Source organism: Pseudomonas sp. LTGT-11-2Z (assembly GCF_003691445.1).
Classification (GTDB): Bacteria; Pseudomonadota; Gammaproteobacteria; order Pseudomonadales; family Pseudomonadaceae; genus Aquipseudomonas; species Aquipseudomonas monteilii.
Map to the genome: position 1 here is coordinate 3,946,337 of NZ_CP033104.1, position 16,407 is coordinate 3,962,743.

The following is a 16,407-nucleotide window of genomic DNA, read 5'->3' on the forward strand; positions in this document are numbered from 1 at the left end:
ACGGCCTTTTCGCGGGTAACCCCGCGAAGAGGCCAGAAGAGTCAGCGCATCAACCCGCCCTGGGCAAATCCGCCAGCACCCCCTCGATCTCCCCCAGCACCGCCGGGTCATCCAGGGTCGAAGGCGGCACGTAGTCCTGCCCGTCGGCAATCTTGCGCAGCACCGCCCGCAAGATCTTCCCCGACCGCGTTTTAGGCAAACGCTTCACCAGCCGAACCCGGTTGAAACAGGCCAGCGGGCCGATTGCCTCGCGCACGCTGCCCACCAGGTCCACCAGCAACTGCGCCTCGCTGATGCCCTCGCCGTCCTTGAGCACAACGAGCGCCAGCGGCACCTGCCCCTTGATCTCGTCGTGCACACCAATTACCGCGCACTCGGCCACCGCCGGGTGACAGGCCACCAGGTCTTCCATTTCGCCGGTGGACAGGCGGTGCCCGGACACGTTGATCACGTCATCCGTGCGCCCCATGATGTAGACAAAGCCATCCTCGTCCAGGTAGCCGCCATCGCCTGTGTGGTAGTAACCCGGATAGGTGCGCAGGTAGGCCTGCAAATAACGCTCGTGGTCACCCCATAGCGTCTGGCTGCACCCGGGCGGCAACGGCAGGGCAATGACAATCGAGCCTTGGTGATTAGGCCCCAGCAAGTGGCCTTCGTCATCCACGACACGCACATGGTAGCCCGGTACCGCCCGGTTGCTTGAGCCCGGCTTGGCCGCGCTGCCCTCCAGCCCGACGCAGGGCGCAGTGACCGGCCAGCCGGTTTCGGTCTGCCACCAATGGTCGTGCACCGGTTTGCCACTGACCCGCTCCAGCCATTCATGGGTGCTTGAGTCGAGCTTCTCACCCGCCAGGAACAGCTGGCGCAGCGAGCTGAGATCGTGCTTGCGGATCAGCTCGCCCTCCGGGTCTTCCTTGCGGATGGCACGCATGGCGGTGGGCGCACAGAACAGCGCATTGACTTTGTATTGCTCCACCACCCGCCAGTAGGCCGAGGCGTCTGGGGTGCGGATCGGCTTGCCTTCGTAGAACACCGTGGTGCAGCCGCTCATCAACGGCCCGTAGACGATCAGCGAATGGCCGACCACCCAGCCCACGTCGGAAATGCCCCACCACACATCGCCGGCCTGCATGCCATAGATATGGCGCATGGCATAGCACAGCGCCACAGCATTACCGCCGTTTTCCCGGACGATACCCTTGGGTTTGCCGGTGGTGCCCGAGGTGTACATGATGTACAGCGGGTCACCAGCATCCAGTTCGACCGGGGCGACCGGCGTGGCGCCGGCCAAGGCCGCCTGCCAGTCCAGGTCGCGGCCTGGTTGCAGTTCAGCTTGTGCCTGCGGCCGTTGCAGCACCAGCACATTGCGCGGCTGGTGCCGGGCCAGTTGCAGGGCACGGTCGACCAGCGGCTTGTAGGCAATTACCCGGTCGAACTCCAGCCCGCAGGATGCCGTGAGCAACAGGGCCGGCCGGGCGTCATCGATACGCAGCGCCAGCTCGTTGGCGGCAAAGCCACCGAACACCACCGAGTGCACCGCACCAATGCGCGCGCAGGCCAGCATGGCCATGGCCGCCTGCGGCACCATGGGCATGTAGATGATCACACCATCGCCCTTGTTTACCCCTAGCTGGCGCAGCAAGCCGGCCAGGCGCGCCACTTCGTCGCGCAACTGGTTGTAGGTATAGGCCTGCTGCACGCCCGTCACCGGCGAGTCGTAAATCAGTGCCAGCTGCTCGCCACGGCCCTGCTCGATCTGGTGATCGAGGGCCAGGTAGCAACTGTTCAGGCGGCCATCGGCGAACCAGCGGTGGGTACCGTCGGCGTTGCCTTGAAGGATAAGGGCAGGCTTGCGGTGCCAGGCCAGGTGCGCGGCCTGTTCCCCCCAGAATGTGGCAGGGTCGGAAATGGAATGGGCGTAGCTGTGCTGATAGCTCATAGCGAAAGGAACCCGGTACTTGTTGTTATTGAAGGGCGAACCTTGAGTATGGACCGCTACAACGGCGCCGCCATGGGACTAAAGTCACAACCGACCTGCAAATTTGCAGACAACGCTAAAGCGCCCCATAACGGTGCAAAGCCTCTAGAATAGGCCACCCTTCAGCCACCGAGCAGCCCATGGACATCGAACAGGCCCGAACCTTTCTGGAAATCGTGCGTTGCGGCAGCCTGGTCGCCGCCGCCGAACGCCTGTTCGTGTCACAGACGGCCATTACCGCCCGGGTGCAGCGCTTGGAGCAGCAATTGGGCTGCCAGCTGTTCGTGCGCAGCCGCAACGGTGCCAGCCTGACCAGCGACGGCGAGGCCTTTGTCAGTTATGCCAACCAGCTGGTGCAAACCTGGGAAGCAGCGCGGCGCGACCTGCCGCTGCCTGAAGGCTGCCAGCAAGTGCTGCATGTAGGGGCAGAAGTCAGCCTGGGTAACCCGATGTTGCTTGACTGGGTCACTGCCCTGCACCGTGAACTGCCCAGCCACGCCATACGCAGCGAAGTGAGCGACGGCGAGTCGCTGCTGCGCAAGGTCGAGATGGGCCTGCTGGACGCTGCGCTGGTGTACCAGCCGACCTACGGGCCGGGCTTGCAGGTGGAACAGTTGATGGAAGAGAAACTGATCCGCGTGCGCCGCGTCGACCAACCCGAACCGTATATCTACATCGACTGGGGCGAGGCTTTCCGCCGTCGGCACGATGCCGCCCTGCCCGATTGCGCGCGCCCGGCGTTAAGCTTCAACCTCGGCCCGTTGGCTTTGCAGTTCATTCTCGACCAGGGTGGCAGCGGTTACTTCCGCACGCGGGTGGTGCAGGCATACCTGGACAGCGGTGTGTTCGAGCGGGTACCGCAGGCCCCGGAGTTCACTTACCCAACCTTCCTGGTGTATCCACGCGAACGCGACAGCGAAGCCCTTCAACAGGCCTTCGCCATCTTGCGCCGGCTGGTGGCTGCAGGCGCCAGCGACTGGTCACAGCGCTGGGACCCGGCTATCTGAAGCCTCGGCTTTGCTGAGCAACTGGCGCTTGAGGCCGGCAATCAGGTCAGTCTGGGTAATCACCCCCACCAGCTGGTCGGCGTCGAGCACCGGCAGGCAGTGCAAGCCTTGTTCGCACAACAGCGGCAGCAGGCGCTCCAACGGGTGCTGGCTGCTGACACTCACCACCCGCCGGCTCATCACCTGCTCCATGCGCACCGCCTTGCGGCCAAACAGCCCGCGCCAGTTGAAACGGCCGCGCTGCATGGCCGGGCCAACCAGGTCGCTGAGGCTGACGATGCCCACCAGCTTGCCATGCTGTAATACCGGCAGGGTTTTCAGGTGGTGGCTGGCGAGCATTTTCCAGGCCTGCTCAAGGGTGGTATCGGGCGTGGCGAACTGCACGTCGCGGGACATCACCGAGGCCGCCGTAATACCGCCGAGACTGCGCTGCAGGGCGTGTTGCTCGGTGGCGAGGATGATGCGTTCCAGCTCGTCACGGGTGACGTCGACGAACTCGCCCAGCTCTTCCAGGGCCTGGTCCAAGTCTTCACTGCGGATGCCAACCCGCTCGCCGGGCAGCGGGTCATGGGTGTGGTGCAGGTCTTTGCGCGGCACCGCGCCTTTCGGGTAGCGCACGCCCGTCAGGCGGTTGTAGACAATCGCCACTGTTACCAGGATCAACGCATTGAGCAGCACCGGCTCCAGCAGGTGGTCGCCCATGGCGGTCAGCCCTGAGTCAGCCAGCACTGCACTCACCGCCACCCCGCCACCCGGCGGGTGCAGGCAGCGCAGCAGGCACATCACCAGCAGCGAGATGCCCAGGGCGGCAGCGGCTACCCACAGCTCGGGGCCGAAGCCTTCGCGCATGGCCAGGCCGACCGCGCCCGCCAGGGCATAGCTACCCAGCACCGGCCAGGGTTGGGCCAGTGGGCCGGAATGCACGGCAAACACCAGCACAGCCGAGGCGGCAAGCGGGCCAAGCAGATGCAGGGCGATACCGGGGCCATAGGCGATGCTGGTCAGCCAGCCGGCAAGGAACAGGCCGAGCAACGCACCGATAGCGGCACGCAGCCATTCTTTTGGGGGAATATTCAGGGGCGCCGGCAACAGCCGCTGCAGACGACTTTCGGAACGCGAGGCAGGCATTTGAGTAGTCGGAATCTTTGGTTTTTCTGATTAAAAAGAAAGCCCAGCCGAGGTGGCCTGGGCCTCGTATTGCGCGTGCAATAGCACAAGGGGCTCCGTCCGTGGAGAGATGGAAACCGCAGGGTTTCGTGAACGGGATTTTGCCGGGCGGGGGGAGATTGGGCTAATTCAAAAAAATGCGGCTGTACTGCAATTTTTTTGCAGTACTGATATTTCTCAAGCGAGCCACTGAACCCGCTCCCACAAGAGATTGCAGTTCCGGCACTACCGAGTCTTGCGCGGCAACTCGATACTCACCCGCAGCCCGCCCAGAGGGCTTTCCAGCAGCGACAATTGCCCGCCCCAGGCCTCGACGATATCGCGCACGATGCCCAACCCCAGGCCGTGCCCGTCCACCTGCTCATCCAGCCGCGAACCACGCTCCAGCACCTGCTGCCGCTGACCCTCGGGAATCCCCGGGCCGTCATCATCGATCCATACCTGATAGCCCTCGGCATTCGACCCAATGCCGAGGCGCACTTCGCTGTCGGCCCACTTGCAGGCGTTGTCCAGCAGGTTGCCCAACAACTCCAGGAAGTCCTCACGGTCCCATGGCAACAGCAACCCGGGGGGCACATCGCTGGCCAGCAGCAACCCTTCTCCATGGATCATGCCCAACGTGCTCAGCAACCCCGGCAGTTCGGCCTCGCAATCGAATTGCGCACCGGGCAAGGCATCACCCGCCAACCGCGCGCGATTCAGTTCGCGCGCCAACCGCTGCTGAATCTGCTCCAGCTGCTCACGCATCTGCGCCCGCACCTCGGGCAAGTCCTTCAGGCGCTCACTGGACGCCAGGCTCAGCAGCACCGCCAACGGTGTCTTCAGTGCATGCCCCAGGTTACCCAAGGCATTGCGCGAACGGCGCAGGCTGTCTTCGGTATGGCTAAGCAAGTGGTTGATCTGTCCCACCAACGGGGCCAGCTCGCTGGGCACCTCGGCATCCAGTTGTGACCGCTGGCCCTGCTGCAGTTGGGCGATCTGCTGGCGCGCCCGCTCCAACGGCCGTAGCGAGCGCGTTACGGTCATGCGCTGCAGCACCAACACCAAAATCAGTGCCACCAGGCCCATGCCAAGGCCGATCTGCTGCATGCGCCGAAAGCCCTCACGCACCGGTGAGTAATCCTGTGCGACGCTGATCGAGATGTCTTGTCCCAGGCGACGGTAGTCAGCGCGCAGGGCTAGCAGTTGCTGCCCTTCCGGACCGAGCTCATGGCTGTCGGAAAGGCCTGGCGCAGCAGGCTTGGGCATGTCCAGGTCCCACAGCGAGCGTGAACGCCAGGTGCCTTTGTCGAAATCGATACGGAAGTAATAACCGGAAAAAGGCCGCTGATACGCCGCCGAGATGCGCCGCTCATCCAGCTGCAGGCCGGATGGCCCGCGCACCAGTGCCACCAGCAGGTTCTCGCTTTCCTTTCGCAGGCCGTTTTCCAGGTAACGCTGCAGGCCGGCTTCGAACAACCACAAGGTCAGTTGCGCCAGGACCACGCCGACTACCACCAGCACCGCGACCAGGCCAAGGCTCAAACGCGCCTGGATCGACTTCACTCGGTGCTCCCCGCGTAGATATAGCCTTGCCCGCGTCGGGTCTCGATCACGCTGCGGCCCAGCTTGCGGCGCAAGTGGTTGACGTGTACTTCCAGCACGTTCGAATCCCGCTCGGTCTCACCGTCGTAGAGGTGCTCGGCCAGGTGGCTCTTGGACAGGATCTGCTGCGGGTGCAGCATGAAGTAGCGCAGCAGGCGGAACTCGGCGGCGGTCAGTTGCACATCCACGCCATCACGGCTCACGCACTGGCGGCTTTCATCCAGGTGCAGGCCGGCAGCTTCCAGGGTTGGCTGATTGGCCAGGCCGCGCGCACGGCGCAGCAGCGACTGGATGCGCAGTTGCAACTCTTCCGGGTGGAACGGTTTGCTCAGGTAGTCATCAGCCCCGGCTTTCAGCCCTTCGATACGCTCGGCCCACGAGCCACGGGCGGTAAGGATCAATACCGGAGTGGCCAGACCAGCGGCACGCCACCGGGCAAGCACGTCCAGGCCCGGCAAGCCCGGCAAGCCAAGGTCGAGGATGATCAGGTCGTAGGGCTCGCTCTGGCCCTGGTACACCGCATCACGGCCGTCAGCCAGCCAGTCCACGGCATAACCCTGGCGCTGCAGGCCGGTGGTCAGCTCGTCGGCCAGTGGTACATTGTCCTCGACAAGCAACAGGCGCATTCAGTCGTCTTCCTCGTCTTTGAGCAGGGCGCCGGTGCTGGCATCGAGCTTGATCTCGCGCACCACACCGTCCGCCGTCAGCAGTTCGACTTCATATTCGTAGCGATCGTCGTCCTCTTCCAGCTCGGCCTCCAGCAAACGCGCCCCGGGGTAACGCCCCAGGGCGGCTTCCAGCAATTGTTCGAGCGGCAGGATGACGCCCTTCTGGCGCAGCTTCAGGGCTTCGTCCTGGTCAAGGTCGCGGGCGGCGGCCAGCGAACACACGGCCAGCAGCGCCAGCGCGAGGTAGCGCGCTGGCCGCGGTAAGTGAATCATCAGTTGTCCCGCTCGTCCTTCAGCACTTCACCGGTCTTGGCGTCCAGCGCCACGTCCCATTCTACGTTCTGCGTGTCACGCAGTTCGACCTTGTAGATGTAGCGACCGTACTCGTCTTCCAGCTCCGAATCGGTGACGGTGGCGCCCGGGTGCTTGGCCACGGCGGTGGCTTTCAGCTCGTCGAGCGACTTGATGGTCTTGGCGTTGACCAGTTTGACCACTTCGTCAGGCTGTACGTCCTTGGCGAAGGCGGCATTGGCGCCCAGGGCAAGGGCGGCGGCGGTGAACAGGGCAGTCAAGGTTTTCATCGTGCTTCTCTCCTGAGAACTGTGCAAGTTGTCTACGGGGTTAAGATTAACCACCGGTCCTTAATTCAACCTGAAAAAAGCTGGCAGCATGATAGCGCAGGTCAAGACCGCACCACCGGGCGGTTGCATGAACACCTGCAAGCCTTGTAACGGGCATGCTGGTAGACTGCGCGCATTATTGATTCACACAGAGTTATGACAGCGTGGAAATCTTCAAGAATTCCACAGTGGATTCCCGCCGAAAACCGAGCGATACCATAGACAGCCATGGCGCCCTGAATGCGGCGTCATTGGCGTATCGCCTCGTACCACGCTGTACCTTCCCAATCCCAAAAACGTAGTACATCATCCAGTACATCCAACACAAAGCGAGAGGCAATGTACTAGTGGCGCTCACGGACACCGCGGCCAGGCAGGCCAAGCCCCGGGAAAAGGGCTACACCCTTGCGGACTCGCTCGGGCTCACGCTGTACATCGCCGAAACCGGCGTAAAGAGCTGGCATTTCAGGTTCACCTGGCTTGGAAAGCAGGCCAGGATTTCCCTTGGGACCTACCCAGAGATCGGCTTGAAGGAGGCACGTGCGCGAAGGGACGAGGCGCGCGAAGAGGTCGCGCAGGGAATAGACCCACGCGAATCAAGGAGGATGAAGAAGACAGAGCGCCTTGGCGCCCAAGAGAGGACATTCCGCCGCGTCTACGACGAGTGGCTGGAATTCAGGAAGGGAAGCCTGACCGAATCGACGGTCAAGATCATCTCGAATGCGATGGAGCTGGATGTACTTCCGGCGTTCGGCCTGCGCCAGATCGATTCGATCAAGCGGTCCGATGTGATCACGCTGATTCGCCGCATTGAGCGTCGCGGGTCGGTGACCACTGCCGTCAAGACCAGGCAGTGGATGGGTCAGGTTTTTCGGTATGCGATCGCCACCGGCATGATCGAGAACAACCCCACGGCGGAAATGCACACTGTCACCGAGAGGATGGCGCCGCACAAAAACCGACCGTTCCTCGCCTTCTCGGAGATGTCGGCCATCATCAAGGCCATCGAGGAAAGCCAGTCAGGCCTGCAGCTGCAGTGCGCCACCAAACTGCTGATCCTCACCGCCTGCCGGCCTGCTGAGGTGCGCAAAGCCGAGTGGGCGGAAATCGACCTCGACACAGCGACCTGGGCGATACCAGCTACCAAAATGAAGATGCGCCGCGACCATGTGGTACCGCTGTCTCGCCAGGCCGTGGAGATACTGCGCTCCATGCTGCCGATCTCAGGCGGTATGAAGTATGTGTTCCCGAACCGGTCCGATGCGGTACGACCGATCGGCATCAACTACGCGGTAAACCTGCTGGACCGTTGCGGGTATACAGGCCGGCAATCGCCCCACGGTTTCCGTCACCTGTTTTCTACGGAGATGAACAGCCGTGGCTACAACAAGGACTGGATTGAGCGCCAGCTGGCCCACGCCGACAGCAGCGCCATCCGTGATGTGTACAACCACGCCACATATATAGAGCAGCGCCGCGACATGATGCAGGCCTGGGCCGACATGGTGCTTCCACCAAAGGACTGATTGGTGGCCGAATCACTCGTTCCCTTGGAGCGCCCACAGCCTGGCCGCCTCTGCCAGTTCAAGCATGTCCACTAGGTCACCCTCGTCGATCTCCTGCCGCCGGTGCGCGGCATAGGCCATCTCACTGAGCACAGCTGCGCGGCCATCCGGATCTTCAACCAGGGCGGCCTGATCGTCCAGTTCAGCCACCCAGGCCGGCGGCAGGTCAGTTGCCATACTCGCCTACCGCCCGGCACCACCACGACTGCGCGTACAGCACGCCGTCGATCTCCTCGACCCCGTTGATGTTCATCCCGAGCTGGGCCATGCCGTTGACCTTGGCATCGTGCAGCCGCGGGATGATGTCGGGCCCGGGCGACGGGTTGAACACCCACGCCTGGGTCGAAACCCGGCCCAGCGGCTCACTGTGGTGGTCACCGATGTGGATGTCAGCCCGCAGGGGCTGGATCTTCCTGAGCTGATCGGAAGGGATGGCCACGCCATTCACGCGGCGGCGAACGAGGAGGAAGTACATGCTACACCAAATACTGTATATGGATACAGTATTTCAGCATCAGGTAAAGCAACCGCGCCAGTACCGCTCGGCGGACTATGCGTGGTTGCTCAGGAATGATGTCGACACATGGGGCCCAATCAGTGAACCGGGCCAGCAGGGCCGCCTAACGCTTTGAGCTGGTAGTCGGTGACCGCCTGGAATTGCGATTCGGCAATCAGCCGCAGACGCTCCACCTCTTCCTCCGGCTCACCAGAAGCCTGGGCTTCGTGATAACGCTTCATAGCGTCCACGGCGTCGGTGTACATGGGATGGTCAGGGTAAAGGATCGGCGGCTTACACTTCATCGGTGCTCCATCCGGAGAAGGCCATCACTGAATGGTAGCCGGTGCCCGCCCTGCTTGGATTAACTGGTAATCGATAACCGCTTGGTATAGCGAATCCGCCAATAGGCGTAGGCGCTCGACCTCTTCGGGCGGCGCGTTGCGGTCCAGGGCTTGGTGGTATTCCCGCGTGGCATCGATTGCCTGTTGGATCAGTGGCTCACCGGCCTCCACCAGCCCAATGAAGGTGCGCTTGTCCATTGGCCTTCTCCGTACCGATAGACGGATTATTATAGGCAGCGCTACGGAGCCTTCATACGGTTAACCACCGCCTCACAGGCCAACCCAGCTATTCTGCTTCGCTCAAACGCTGTCGCGAGGTCTCCCGCCATTCGGTCAGCTTCTTCAAGCAATCCCCCGAGCACCACGACGGCAGAGGTTCCTGCCTGGCGCTGCTGGGCAGTGATGGTGTCGCAGGTGGCTCGGTGGCCATCCCGCAATCGGGCGATTTCCCCGCGCAGCCCGTCAGCAGCAGACTCAGCATCAGCGGCGCGGCCTTGGGCCAGTTCCAGTTTCTTGCGCGCACTCTCACCCTCCTCGTCCGCCACGGTTTGGCGGCGCTGTTCTTCGGTTCTGGCCTGAGCGGCTGCGCGCCGGTCCCGCTCGGAGACCTCCAGGCGGTAGTCGGACAGTTCTTTGCGTGCGGCTGATGTCTCACCTTGAGCGACCGCCACGCGGTACTGCTGCCCTCCGACTACCAGCACCAGGGCGATCAGCCACCAGCACCAGGGCGGTACCGCGCCGAGCCACTTCATGCCAGCACCCGCACAGCAATGTCATAAAGCGCTTTGCGCTCAGCAGCGCCATGCGGGACGCGGCCTGGCTTGCCGGTGTTGATGATGCTGCCGATGTCCTGAATGCGTCCGGCATCAGCCAGTTCGTTCAGCCCGTGCTTCGCCCACCACCACGCAGCGGATTGCGCAGCATGCTCAGCCTGCTCGAGCAATTCCGGCTTATCCTCCAGCGGCAGGCCCAGTGCGGCGCCTGCGGCACGGTAGTTGTCGCGCCCGGTGAGCTGGATCAGCCCGCGCCCGCGATAACGCCAGCCATCGCCCGACGACTCAGGGCCATTCCCCATGCGTCCGCCGTAAACGCGGTTGGCGATCTTCTCTGGCTGCCGGGCATATGCCGCCGCATTCTGATCGGTGAACCTACTTGGCCAGGTGCGCACCAGGGCGTCCGCACTGTAGTTCAGGTTCTCCACCAGAACGCGCAGCTGGCCAGACTCGTGGCCGATCTGAGCTAGGAACGCAGCGGCGCGCAGGCGGCTGTCGACCTTCCAACGCAGCATTGCGCGGTTGAGCGCAGGCAAAAAAATGCCCGCTACAGTGCGGGCCTTTGGCAGAACCTGCAGCAACTGCTGCTCAGTGATGGGCATTCGGTTTTCTCCAAGCACAAAAAAACCCGCACTGGGCGGGCTTGGGTTGGTTACAGAGAGTTATGCAGCAGGCTCTTCAGGCGCAGGCACGGACTCAGGCTCAGCCGGTTCTTTTGCGGTGATCGAAACCTTGGCGCTGTACTCCTTCAGTACCTGGGCGGTGAATACCTGCGCAGTTGGGAACTGGTTGAGGACCGCCCGAGCGCGGGCGTCAGCCTCCTCGGGAGTGGCAAAGCGGGTGTTGTTCTCAGGGTCGTAGGCGTTGCTGAGATTGATGGCGATGTAAGGCATGGGGTTTTCTCCAGGCAAAAAAATACCGCCGGGTGGCGGTTGGGTTTAGGTGTTGCTGTGAGTCAGGCCGGTAGCGCCGGCCAGTCGATTTCAGTTGGCCAGCCCGCCTGCTCTGGTAGCCTGTTCAAGGCAACGCGGTACCGCTTCCAAGCCGTGAGGCGGCGCATTTCATCCACCGTGGCGTCATCCAGATCGACAGCATCCTGCAGCGGCGCAATGGCAGCGTCGGCAATTGCTCGCAGCCGAGCTGCCTCCACCTGAGCCAGCGCCAGTGGGTCTACCGGTTCTGGAGCAGGGCTATCGGGAACCTGAGGGGCTGGCAGATCTTCCACAGATACGTGCAAGGTGATGCTGTGAACCAGGTCGGCCGGCTCTCCTTCCTTGGCCACGCTGACCAACAGGACGCCATCTGTGAACGAGATAGCGACAGATGCTCCTGAGTCCGCTTGGTTGATCACATACCCCCAGCCCTCTGGCGGAGGGCACATTCCTAGCGTGCCAGTCACCAGGTACTGACCAGGGCTGGGATGCGCTACAGAGATGTCTCCTCTGCCGAGCGAAGTAATGTCCATGATCGAACCGTCACCCAGGATGTTGATTGCTGCTCTTGCCATGTTCAGATCGCCTTCAATGTGCCGTCAGCGGCACGGGTGGTGTTGCCGGTGGTGTAGATCTCGTAAAAAGGGGCGTTGGCTTGTGAGCCGCCACGAATCCAGGCTTTGCTCTGCGGCGTGCAACTGATGAACAATTGCCCCGCCCAATCGCCGAACGGATAGCCCATCGTCAGCATGCTGCCGTAGGTCGACGGCGAGTACGCGGTAACCGTGTTGTCGTACGCATCGAATCCGCTGAGCACAACGTTTACGGATGAGGCTTTAGCAAGTCCTTGGATGCCAAGTCCGCGAAACCCGACAACAGCCACGTTTCCCTGGGCGGCGCCGGTGTTTAGGGTTGCCGAACTGCCAAGACCCAGGCCTGTGCGTGCAGCTGCCTGAGTGGTGCCGCCAGTGCCACCCTTGGCCACCGGCAAAGAAGCAGGCAGCGCAGTCGCTACATCGTCGCCTTGCGACAAGTTCGATAGCCAATTGTAGAGCTCGGTGAAGTTGGCCTTGGCCTTCACCCAAGCCGAACGGCGATCGTCCCCGCCGGCACCTGTTGGCGAAGACCCGAGGTTGATTACTTGCTTTGCCATGTCTGTTCCTTAAAGAGGCTTCATGGGCCTGGACGCAAATAGTGTTCGCCCATTCGCGGTGAGCGGGTTGATGCCAGAGGCGTTGTCGCAGTACATCTGCAGAATCGACCGATTTCCCGGCAAGAAGCCTCCGTAGTTGGTCCGGATAGGCTGGGCGGTCTGCTGAATGTTGGTGCAGGAGAACAAAGCGTTCGCCAGCACGTAGTCGTCATAGCTGCCTGTCCACGGCATCTGCTGACTAGGGTGGTAATAGGCGCCACCTGAAATCGGGTCACCCGTTTGGACGAAGCTGTTACTGGCAGGCTGGCCGTTCAGTAGTGAAAGGTTGGCGGTTGTGACGAACGTACGGGCACCGGTGGCATCCTTGACCGAGGCGCCGTAGTCCCCAGCGGGTGTATTGGGTGTTAGGTAGCTCGCGCAGAACCACTTGATCTGCATTGGATACAGCGCGACATCACCATGCGCCTGGTTGTTGTTCCATGCCTTAATGCGAAAGCCCGTCCAGTTGCCTGGGCTGCCTTTGACATAGAAGTTGCCCACCATCATGTAGTTGGCAGCATTGAGGAAAATTAGCGGCCGCTCGTTTGTGGTTATGGGTGCGGCGAAGTTCACATCACCCCACTGGATCTGCGAACCGCTGCCTGGACCTTGAAACCCTATGTTGAAATTTCCGTTGTAGCGGATCGTAAGCACTCGGTTGATTGCGTCGATCTGAGTACGGACGTTGTTGTTGAGCGCCCGTATCCCGTAGCTGCCCGGCGCGGCAAATGGCTCACCTCCTTGCGAGAGGATCATTACCTGCCATGCACGGTTTTCTGCCTGCCTGAGTTGCAGCTGGCCTTGCGAGTACCACGCTTGCGGGCTGTAGGTGTTTTCCCCTGCATCAAACAATGCATCAACCACTACGAACGAGGCGGCCTGTATCTCTGGGATCGAGATGTATTGGTCAAAGGCGCTATTCCCGGTGACCTGCATCATTTTTAGTGATCGGACTGGGGTGATGGTTGTATCGAAAGTCACAGCCCCGGACGCATCGCGCGTCCGGAGCCCATACAGATCAGCCATCAGGTAAGCCTCCCCACTGCTGTTCGCTCGATGCCGCTGGCATCGTAGACGTACAGGCCGCCATTGTTGAGCAGCGTCGAACCGTTGGCATCCTGCCCCCTTAGCGTGAACGTACCTGCTGCGAAGTTGATCTCCAGCAGCGGAAGACCCTGCGAGTTGAGCGCTTGGGAGCGGATGGTCATGCCAGCCACAATGTTCTGGATGAACGCTTGGTTGATAACTGCCTGGTTGATGAAGACCTGCCCCCCCTCTACCACGAAGGGCAGAATCGTCTGTCCATTCAGGCTGTCGATGATCGCCAGTCGCTGAGCCATCAGTAGGATCTCGCCCTCCTCGCCATTGCTGCCGATCGCGATGCCCGAGACGACCTTGCGGCCGCCCTGGTTCGTTTCGACCTTCAGCGTGGTTTGAGCCGATACCCTTCCGTTGATGTCAGCCATGACCTCACTGACCTGCTGTACAGAGGCATTGGTCTGTCCCATCTGCGCTTGGACCGTTTCTACCTGCCGTCCCATGGCAATACCGTCCTCGATCCGGGCCGATTGCTCGGTCCAGACACCCACCAGTCCACCCGTGGCGCCGGCCAGGCCGGAGCTGTCACCCTCCATTTCCGGATTCACCTGAACATACAGCCCGTCCAGGCGACTGGCTTGCGCGGTTATGGCCGTGCCCTGCTGCTTCACAACCGTGTCCATCTGGCTGATCGCAGTAGCCTGACCGCTGACCGCTCGAGCACTGGGCCCTGGAACAAACGGCGATGGGGTATTGCTCTCCCCGATGCGCCGCTCGACCATCACAGAGTCGATGGTCACGACAACACCAGGGACTGCCGTTTGGTTCGGGTACAGAGTCAGCGTTGCACGGGTACTGTCAGTTACCGTGATCGGGTAGGTGTAGCGAGTCCGGGTGGTCGTATACGCGACGTTGGCTGAAGGCCGCCCCGCGCCGTCATATAGGGACACCCGCATCGAACCAGCCGCGCTGCCTTGGACCCACATCGACACCAGGTAAGTGCCAGGATCAATCCGGATATTGAACCCGGCGGTGTTGCTGGTCGGACTGAGCATCACGTAGTGGTTGCTTGCCGTCGCGTCTATGATCTGGAAGCCGTACCCCGAATCAGCCGCTGCGACCGCCACACCCGCCTTGCTGACGCCCGCCGAGTTGAACATCGGCGGCAGCGCGGTCGAGGTCAACCAGCTGTACTCGTCACTGAGCAGGTTGGCACCATTCCCCCCAATACCTCCCACGCTGCTTTGCAGTTGCGTCAGCGCCTGGCCCTGGCTGGTCAATGTGTTGCCTTGTTGGGTGACGCTCGCGCCAAGGGTACTGATGGCATCCGCGTTGGCAGTATCAGCAGCGGTGACACGGCGCGCCACGATGTTGCACCACAGCGAGCGACCAGAGCCGTCCGCTGGCTCCGTACGGGTTAAAAACCGTGCCGACACGGCCCCTGCCGGCGCAGTGATGCGGCCCGAGTAGGACTTGAATCCTGTTGCCGCAGCTGCCACCGAGAAGGCATTGACGTAACCAAGGCTGGTACCGGCCTTATCGTAGAACTGCATTTGAAACCGTGCAGTTTGACCGGCCGTCATGTAGGCCGGCCAGATGTCTGCTGACAGGTCGAACTGCTCGCCGCCAGCTGTCACTACGTTTGCAGCTACACCGCAGAAACTGTTCGTATAGAACGAAACGCCCTTGCCGGCTGAGGGATGCGCCGAGATGTTAGTGATCCGGGCGTCACCGCTCCAGGGATCAACCAGGCCATCCTCGAAACTGCCCCGCAGGATCAGGTTGTCTGGTTGCTGGCCGATGGACGCCTTGATCTGGTTGATCGACGTACCCTGGGCGGTCAGCGTGTTGCCTTGGTTGGTGACGGTGGTTTGCAATGCCTGCAGGGCTGAGGCATCAGCTTTGGCAGCAACTTGAGCGAGTGCGCTAGCTGCAGCAGCCGCTGCATCGGTGGCCACCTTGTCGGTCACCGCAACCCAGGCAGACCCAGTCCAGCGCTTCGGCGTGTTCGCCGCCCCACTGGTATCGATCCACAGGTTCTCGGCCTGACGGTCAGCCACCGCCGGCGCAGCCGACTGATACAGCACCTTGCCCTTGCTGCCGGCCAGACTTGCCGCAGCCTGAGCGGCCTGCTGAGCCGTAGCCACGTTGCCGTTGGTGGTCTGCAGGCTGTTGTTGAGCTCGGTGATGCTGCTGCCCTGGCTCAACAAGGTGTTGCCCTGATTGCTGACCGTCGTGCTGAGGGCCTGCAGTGCCGAAGCGTCCGCCTTGCCAGCCAACTGCGAGAGTGCCGACTGCGCAGCCGCAGCGGCATCCGTTGCCACCTTGTCCGTCACAGCCACCCAGGCAGTGCCATTCCACCGTTTCGGGGTGTTGGCATTGCCGGTGGTGTCGATCCACAGGTTTTGCGCCAGGCGGTCCGCCACGGCCGGCGCCGTCGCCTGCACCAGTACCTTGCCTTTGCCTCCCGCCAGCGTGGCCGCGTCCTGAGCGGCCTGCTGGGCAGCGGTGACATTCTGGTTGGTAGTGGTCAGGCTGCTGCCCAGCGCGGTGACAGCCGAAGCATTCGCCTCATCACCACTGATCCGGGCAGTGCGCTCGTCCACCACCGACGCCACCGATGCCGACGGCGCGATCTGGCCGACGGCAATCCAGTCGATCTCGAACACGTCGGTCGTGCCGGAGCTGATCCACAGGTAAAATCTGGTGACCGTGCTATCCGTCCAGTCGCTGCCGCCGTTGGTGAGCTGCGACATGTCCCACTCAAGCACCACGGTCTGCCCAACCGCCAGGCCCGGATCCGGGATCACTTTGCGGTAGGACGTCGATGAAGCATGGTTGGCGGTAACGTAAGTGACCTGGCCATTCCACCCCGAACCCGCACGCCGTGTGATACGGCAACGGATTCGGTCATGATCACGCCCTTTGAGTGACACCACCGGAGAGCCCAGATACGCCGCACCGGTCCCGTCATTGGTAACGATGAGCCGGCCGTTCTCGACGGCCAGCGTACAGCGCGTACCGGTCCATCCCTCAACAGTCG

19 protein-coding genes are annotated in these 16,407 nt (G+C 62.1%); 2 read left to right on the forward strand and 17 right to left on the reverse strand.

What is annotated here, in order from left to right; translation table 11 throughout:
• Positions 1 to 49: 49 nt before the first annotated feature.
• Positions 50 to 1,939, reverse strand: a complete 1,890-nt coding sequence (locus tag D8767_RS18330) for a propionyl-CoA synthetase (protein WP_016714730.1) — start codon at positions 1,937 to 1,939, stop codon at positions 50 to 52.
• A 179-nt stretch (positions 1,940 to 2,118) separates the two neighbouring features.
• Between D8767_RS18330 and D8767_RS18335 the strand changes: the two genes are divergently transcribed.
• Positions 2,119 to 2,985: a LysR family transcriptional regulator gene (locus D8767_RS18335; RefSeq protein WP_016714731.1), complete on the forward strand. Its 867-nt coding sequence runs from the start codon at positions 2,119 to 2,121 to the stop codon at positions 2,983 to 2,985.
• Here D8767_RS18335 and D8767_RS18340 read toward each other — a convergent pair.
• From D8767_RS18340 to D8767_RS18360, 5 genes are all read right to left on the reverse strand, one after another.
• Positions 2,959 to 4,113 (reverse strand): HPP family protein, encoded by a 1,155-nt coding sequence (locus D8767_RS18340; protein ID WP_016714732.1) that lies wholly within the window; start codon positions 4,111 to 4,113, stop codon positions 2,959 to 2,961. The genes D8767_RS18335 and D8767_RS18340 overlap by 27 nt on opposite strands.
• A 264-nt stretch (positions 4,114 to 4,377) precedes the next feature.
• Entirely contained in the window at positions 4,378 to 5,697 is a 1,320-nt protein-coding gene (locus tag D8767_RS18345; RefSeq protein WP_016714733.1) for a sensor histidine kinase, read from the reverse strand.
• Positions 5,694 to 6,362 (reverse strand): response regulator transcription factor, encoded by a 669-nt coding sequence (locus tag D8767_RS18350; protein WP_016714734.1) that lies wholly within the window; start codon positions 6,360 to 6,362, stop codon positions 5,694 to 5,696. The genes D8767_RS18345 and D8767_RS18350 overlap by 4 nt, the downstream gene beginning before the upstream one ends.
• The gene (locus tag D8767_RS18355; protein ID WP_016714735.1) at positions 6,363 to 6,677 is read right to left on the reverse strand and encodes a PepSY domain-containing protein; all 315 of its coding nucleotides are present in this window, start codon (positions 6,675 to 6,677) and stop codon (positions 6,363 to 6,365) included.
• A complete protein-coding gene (locus D8767_RS18360; RefSeq protein ID WP_016714736.1) occupies positions 6,677 to 6,985 on the reverse strand; it encodes a PepSY domain-containing protein in 309 nt (102 codons plus the stop codon). The genes D8767_RS18355 and D8767_RS18360 overlap by 1 nt, the downstream gene beginning before the upstream one ends.
• A gap of 386 nt (positions 6,986 to 7,371) precedes the next feature.
• On the opposite strand from D8767_RS18360, the gene D8767_RS18365 reads away from it, so the two are divergent.
• Entirely contained in the window at positions 7,372 to 8,550 is a 1,179-nt protein-coding gene (locus tag D8767_RS18365) for a tyrosine-type recombinase/integrase (RefSeq protein ID WP_121757634.1), read from the forward strand.
• Positions 8,551 to 8,562: 12 nt separating this feature from the next.
• Here D8767_RS18365 and D8767_RS18370 read toward each other — a convergent pair whose 3' ends face one another.
• The 11 genes from D8767_RS18370 to D8767_RS29700 form a co-directional block, all read right to left on the reverse strand.
• Positions 8,563 to 8,766 (reverse strand): hypothetical protein, encoded by a 204-nt coding sequence (locus D8767_RS18370; protein ID WP_121757633.1) that lies wholly within the window; start codon positions 8,764 to 8,766, stop codon positions 8,563 to 8,565.
• On the reverse strand, positions 8,756 to 9,064 hold the full coding sequence (locus D8767_RS18375; protein WP_121757632.1) for a hypothetical protein: 309 nt from the start codon (positions 9,062 to 9,064) through the stop codon (positions 8,756 to 8,758). Before D8767_RS18375 ends, D8767_RS18370 begins: the two co-directional genes overlap by 11 nt.
• 119 nt (positions 9,065 to 9,183) lie before the next feature.
• Complete coding sequence (locus D8767_RS18380) at positions 9,184 to 9,390, reverse strand: hypothetical protein (protein ID WP_121757631.1); 207 nt, start codon at positions 9,388 to 9,390, stop codon at positions 9,184 to 9,186.
• Positions 9,391 to 9,414: 24 nt separating this feature from the next.
• Positions 9,415 to 9,627 carry a hypothetical protein gene (locus D8767_RS18385; protein ID WP_121757630.1) on the reverse strand — a complete coding sequence of 71 codons (213 nt, stop codon included), beginning with the start codon at positions 9,625 to 9,627 and terminating at the stop codon, positions 9,415 to 9,417.
• Positions 9,628 to 9,668: 41 nt separating this feature from the next.
• On the reverse strand, positions 9,669 to 10,181 hold the full coding sequence (locus tag D8767_RS18390) for a DUF2514 family protein (protein WP_121757629.1): 513 nt from the start codon (positions 10,179 to 10,181) through the stop codon (positions 9,669 to 9,671).
• Positions 10,178 to 10,804, reverse strand: a complete 627-nt coding sequence (locus D8767_RS18395) for a glycoside hydrolase family 19 protein (RefSeq protein WP_121757628.1) — start codon at positions 10,802 to 10,804, stop codon at positions 10,178 to 10,180. The genes D8767_RS18390 and D8767_RS18395 overlap by 4 nt, the downstream gene beginning before the upstream one ends.
• A 60-nt stretch (positions 10,805 to 10,864) precedes the next feature.
• Positions 10,865 to 11,095 carry a hypothetical protein gene (locus tag D8767_RS18400; protein ID WP_121757627.1) on the reverse strand — a complete coding sequence of 77 codons (231 nt, stop codon included), beginning with the start codon at positions 11,093 to 11,095 and terminating at the stop codon, positions 10,865 to 10,867.
• Between the two features lie 62 nt (positions 11,096 to 11,157).
• The gene (locus tag D8767_RS18405; RefSeq protein WP_122048348.1) at positions 11,158 to 11,709 is read right to left on the reverse strand and encodes a tail fiber assembly protein; all 552 of its coding nucleotides are present in this window, start codon (positions 11,707 to 11,709) and stop codon (positions 11,158 to 11,160) included.
• Between the two features lie 2 nt (positions 11,710 to 11,711).
• Positions 11,712 to 12,287, reverse strand: a complete 576-nt coding sequence (locus D8767_RS18410; protein WP_028699393.1) for a hypothetical protein — start codon at positions 12,285 to 12,287, stop codon at positions 11,712 to 11,714.
• Positions 12,288 to 12,296: 9 nt separating this feature from the next.
• Positions 12,297 to 13,352, reverse strand: a complete 1,056-nt coding sequence (locus D8767_RS18415) for a hypothetical protein (RefSeq protein ID WP_122048349.1) — start codon at positions 13,350 to 13,352, stop codon at positions 12,297 to 12,299.
• Complete coding sequence (locus D8767_RS29700) at positions 13,352 to 16,120, reverse strand: DUF1983 domain-containing protein (RefSeq protein WP_372237806.1); 2,769 nt, start codon at positions 16,118 to 16,120, stop codon at positions 13,352 to 13,354. Before D8767_RS29700 ends, D8767_RS18415 begins: the two co-directional genes overlap by 1 nt.
• Between the last annotated feature and the right edge of the window lie 287 nt (positions 16,121 to 16,407).

Bases quoted from the DNA above. Each gene is read 5' to 3' on its own strand.
- D8767_RS18400 (WP_121757627.1), bottom strand. From the start codon at position 11,095: ATGCCTTACATCGCCATCAATCTCAGCAACGCCTACGACCCTGAGAAC.
- D8767_RS18350 (WP_016714734.1), bottom strand. From the start codon at position 6,362: ATGCGCCTGTTGCTTGTCGAGGACAATGTACCACTGGCCGACGAGCTG.
- D8767_RS18335 (WP_016714731.1), top strand. From the start codon at position 2,119: ATGGACATCGAACAGGCCCGAACCTTTCTGGAAATCGTGCGTTGCGGC.
- D8767_RS18380 (WP_121757631.1), bottom strand. From the start codon at position 9,390: ATGAAGTGTAAGCCGCCGATCCTTTACCCTGACCATCCCATGTACACC.
- D8767_RS18330 (WP_016714730.1), bottom strand. From the start codon at position 1,939: ATGAGCTATCAGCACAGCTACGCCCATTCCATTTCCGACCCTGCCACA.
- D8767_RS18415 (WP_122048349.1), bottom strand. From the start codon at position 13,352: ATGGCTGATCTGTATGGGCTCCGGACGCGCGATGCGTCCGGGGCTGTG.
- D8767_RS18390 (WP_121757629.1), bottom strand. From the start codon at position 10,181: ATGAAGTGGCTCGGCGCGGTACCGCCCTGGTGCTGGTGGCTGATCGCC.
- D8767_RS18385 (WP_121757630.1), bottom strand. From the start codon at position 9,627: ATGGACAAGCGCACCTTCATTGGGCTGGTGGAGGCCGGTGAGCCACTG.
- D8767_RS18340 (WP_016714732.1), bottom strand. From the start codon at position 4,113: ATGCCTGCCTCGCGTTCCGAAAGTCGTCTGCAGCGGCTGTTGCCGGCG.
- D8767_RS18355 (WP_016714735.1), bottom strand. From the start codon at position 6,677: ATGATTCACTTACCGCGGCCAGCGCGCTACCTCGCGCTGGCGCTGCTG.
- D8767_RS18410 (WP_028699393.1), bottom strand. From the start codon at position 12,287: ATGGCAAAGCAAGTAATCAACCTCGGGTCTTCGCCAACAGGTGCCGGC.
- D8767_RS18360 (WP_016714736.1), bottom strand. From the start codon at position 6,985: ATGAAAACCTTGACTGCCCTGTTCACCGCCGCCGCCCTTGCCCTGGGC.
- D8767_RS18405 (WP_122048348.1), bottom strand. From the start codon at position 11,709: ATGGCAAGAGCAGCAATCAACATCCTGGGTGACGGTTCGATCATGGAC.
- D8767_RS18370 (WP_121757633.1), bottom strand. From the start codon at position 8,766: ATGGCAACTGACCTGCCGCCGGCCTGGGTGGCTGAACTGGACGATCAG.
- D8767_RS29700 (WP_372237806.1), bottom strand. From the start codon at position 16,120: ATGTCGCAGCTCACCAACGGCGGCAGCGACTGGACGGATAGCACGGTC.
- D8767_RS18395 (WP_121757628.1), bottom strand. From the start codon at position 10,804: ATGCCCATCACTGAGCAGCAGTTGCTGCAGGTTCTGCCAAAGGCCCGC.
- D8767_RS18375 (WP_121757632.1), bottom strand. From the start codon at position 9,064: ATGTACTTCCTCCTCGTTCGCCGCCGCGTGAATGGCGTGGCCATCCCT.